Source organism: Streptomyces bambusae (genome assembly GCF_019400985.1).
Classification (GTDB): domain Bacteria; phylum Actinomycetota; class Actinomycetes; order Streptomycetales; family Streptomycetaceae; genus Streptomyces; species Streptomyces bambusae_A.
The window spans coordinates 1-3,296 of the sequence record NZ_WTFF01000509.1; the positions used below are offsets into that span (position 1 = coordinate 1).

The 3,296-nt window shown below is 73.5% G+C and carries 3 protein-coding genes; 1 reads left to right on the top strand and 2 read right to left on the bottom strand.

Features of this window, described 5'->3' with window-relative positions; genetic code table 11:
* Window positions 1-1,236, bottom strand: a 1,236-nt coding sequence (locus tag GPJ59_RS34840; RefSeq protein WP_219672050.1) for a sensor histidine kinase, incomplete at its 3' end; no start/stop codon positions are given.
* Window positions 1,237-1,597: 361 nt separating this feature from the next.
* Window positions 1,598-2,098 carry a hypothetical protein gene (locus GPJ59_RS34845; protein WP_219672052.1) on the bottom strand — a complete coding sequence of 167 codons (501 nt, stop codon included), beginning with the start codon at window positions 2,096-2,098 and terminating at the stop codon, window positions 1,598-1,600.
* Window positions 2,099-2,487: 389 nt separating this feature from the next.
* On the opposite strand from GPJ59_RS34845, the gene GPJ59_RS34850 reads away from it, so the two are divergent.
* Window positions 2,488-3,296: protein kinase domain-containing protein (locus tag GPJ59_RS34850; RefSeq protein ID WP_219672053.1), on the top strand; the 809-nt coding region annotated here is incomplete at its 3' end.

A 3,296-nucleotide genomic window follows, 5' to 3' on the forward strand; every position in this document is an offset into this window, starting at 1 on the left:
GGCGGCCTCCGCGGCCGCCCGGCCGGCGGCCGGTTCGAGGGCCGCGCGCGGCCCGGAGGCGGTGCCGATGCCGTGGGCGACGGCGGTCGCGGCCGGGGCGCTGGTGATCAGGCCCTGCGGGATGACGAGCACCGCGCGGACACCGCCGTACGCCGAGGAGCGCAGCGAGACCTGGAACTCGTAGGCCTGCGAGAGGCGGCCCACGACGGCGAGGCCGAGGCGCGGCGTCTCGCCGAGGTCGGTGAGGTCGATGCCCTGCTGGGCCTGGCGGAGCATGCGCTCGGCCCGCTTGCGGGCCTCCTCGCTCATGCTCACTCCGCCGTCCTCGATCTCGACGGCGATGCCCGAGTTCACGTCGACGGCGGTGAGGTGGACCTTGGTCTGCGGCGGGGAGTAGCGGGTGGCGTTGTCCAGGAGCTCGGCCAGGGCGTGGATGAGCGGTTCGACGGCCGGGCCGACGACGGCGACCTGGGAGACCGAGTGCAGCTCCACGCGCTGGTAGTCGATGATCCGGGACATGGCGCCGCGCAGCACGCTGTAGAGCGGTACGGCCTTGCTCCACTGGCGGCCGGGGCGCGCGCCGCCGAGCACGGCGATGGAGTCGGCGAGGCGGCCGATCAGCGCGGTGCCGTGGTCCAGGCGCAGCAGGTCGCCGAAGACCTCCGGGGTGCGGCCGTGCCGCTCCTCCATGTCCCGCAGTTCCTGGGCCTGCTGGTGCACGATGGCCTGGACGCGTCGGGCGATGTTGACGAAGGCGCGCTGCGCGGACTCGCGCAGGTCCTCCTCGGCGACGACGGCGTCGACGACCGAGCGGAGCACCGCCTGGTGGGCGGACGCGAACTCCGGTGTCAGGCCCGGCCGGTGGGCGTAGCTCTCGTCCAGCGCGGCGAGCACGTCCTCCGGGAACTCGCCCTTGCGCAGGCGCGCCACGATGTCGGGCAGGAGCACCTCGGCAAGTTGGACGGTCTCGGCCTCCTGGTGCGCGAGCGCCGCCCGCTGGGCGGCGGCCGTGGCGCGCAGGGCGTCGAGCGCCCTGCTGCGGCGGGCGGCTGCCGTACAGGCGGCTGCGACCGCGGCGAAGGCCACGACGGACACCCACAGCAGGGCGGTACGGGCGGACGCGGGGACCAGTGCCACGGCGACCGCGGCAGCCGCGGCGGTCAGCACGGGAGGTACTGCCCAGACGACGGGTGAGGCGGGCCCTGGACTGCCGGGCGACGATCCCTCTCGAACCATCAGAACCCTCATACGATCGAAAGCGAAAAAGATCAAAGGACAACGGCCCGGAAGCTTATCGGCTCCGCGCACGAGTCTTGACAGCAGATCATGATCTGGACCCGTCAAGCGAGTTGGACAGGTGCCGGATGGCTGGATTCCGCCCCTGCCCGCCCGTCCTCGCACGCCGCCTGCCCGTCCGCATACGCCGCCTTCCCGCCCTCGTACGCCGCCTGCCCGTCCGCATACGCGCCCCCTGGCACCGCTTGGCCCGGACATGCCGAAGGCCGCCCTCCCGGGTGGGGAGGGCGGCCTTCGGCAGAGCGGAGCGCCGGCGGCGGTCAGCCGGGCGCGCCGGGATTCAGCCGGGCGCGCCGGGGATTCAGACGGGCGTGCCGGGGATCAGGGTGAACCCGGCGCCGCAGGCGGCGACCAGGTTGCTCGCGTTGAACGGCGTCGCGGTGATGGCGCACGTCGCCGTGTAGGCCTTCCCGCCCTTGGCCAGCAGCGTGAGGGTGACCGTGGCCGGGTCCTCGTCCGTGCCGACGGCGCTGTCGATCACGCACTCGGGGGCGCCGGGCAGGATGTCGAGGTTCACCCAGATGCCCGGGTTGCGGTCGTCGTTCAGGAAGGCGTTGCCCTTGCGGTCCGTCGCGATGCGGAACTCGGCGTTGCGGCCGAAGTCCAGCCGCTCGGAGCTGATGGTCCGTGCCGTGCGGCACTCGTCGTCCTTGTTCTTGGTGTCCGTGCCCACGGCCGCGGCGGGCGGTGCTGCGAGCACGCCGGCGAGCACGGCGCCCATCGCCATGGACAGGCTCCCGGCCACCCAGGTGGCCCTGGCGGAGCGGGCGAGCGGACGCCGGTTGCGGCGTTTGGATTCCATGCGCACTTCCTCTCGTTGCCGTTTTCAGGACGAGCCATGCCCGCGCTCCCCTACCTGATGACCTGTTGATCCGATGTGTCACCCCCGGGAACCATCAAGGTGCCCCGAACGGTCCACATCCGGCCCCGACGGGGGCGGCCGACCGGCGGGAGGCCGCGCCGCCGACCGCCCGCAGGCCGCGCAGCCGACCGCCGGGAGGCTGTACCGCCGACGGCGCGCCCGGTCCCGCGCGGGTCGGCTCCGAGCCGGCCCGGAGCCGGTCCGCCGCGCTGCGCAGCTGCCCCGCGGAACCCCGCGCCCCTTCCCTGGATCACCCAAGTACCCTTTGCCAGACTGCGTTTGGACGGACCATCCATCGACGAGCCGGCGCTGCGCCGCGGGGGACACGCATGTGGGGACGGGGCACGGTCCTGGGGGACCGTTACACGCTGACCGAGCGGATCGGCGGCGGTGGGATGGGTGAGGTGTGGCGCGCCGACGACAGCGTGCTCAGGCGGCAGGTCGCCGTGAAGGTGCTGCTGCCCGCGCTGCTCGACGACCCCGCCTTCGCCGCGCGGTTCCGCCGCGAGGCCACGGTGCTCGCCTCGCTCGGCCATCCGGGCATCGTGGACGTCCACGACTACGGCGAGAGCCCGATCCCCTCGGGCGAGCGGGTCGCCTACATCGTCATGGAGCTCATCGAGGGGCGCCCCCTCAACGAGGTCCGCGCCCAGGACGGCCCCCTCCCGCCCGCACAGGCGCTCGACATCGCCGGTCAGGCCCTGGACGCGCTGCACACCGCGCACCTGCGCGGCGTGACCCATCGCGACATCAAGCCCTCCAACCTGATGCTGGGCGCCGACGGCCGGGTGACCGTCACCGATTTCGGCATCGCCCGCTCCAGTGCGGCCAGCACCGCCATCACCGACTCCCACGCGGTGCTCGGTACGGCGTTGTACATGGCTCCCGAGCAGGCGGAGGGCCACGGCGCCATCGCCGCCTCCGACCTCTACTCCATGGGCGTGGTCGTCTACGAACTGCTCACCGGGGAGCCGCCCTTCACGGGCGAGTCGGTGGTCGAGATCGCGCTCAAGCACGTCCGGGAGCCCGCGCCGGAGCTGCCCGGCGCCCTGCCCCAGCCGGTACGCGCCTTCGTCGCCCGTGCGCTGGCCAAGAAGCCCGAGGAGCGGTACGCCGACGCCTCGGTGATGGCCGCGGC

What these genes read in the sequence shown, in the direction of transcription:
- GPJ59_RS34845 (WP_219672052.1), bottom strand. Translation starts at nt 2,098, where the DNA reads ATGGAATCCAAACGCCGCAACCGGCGTCCGCTCGCCCGCTCCGCCAGG.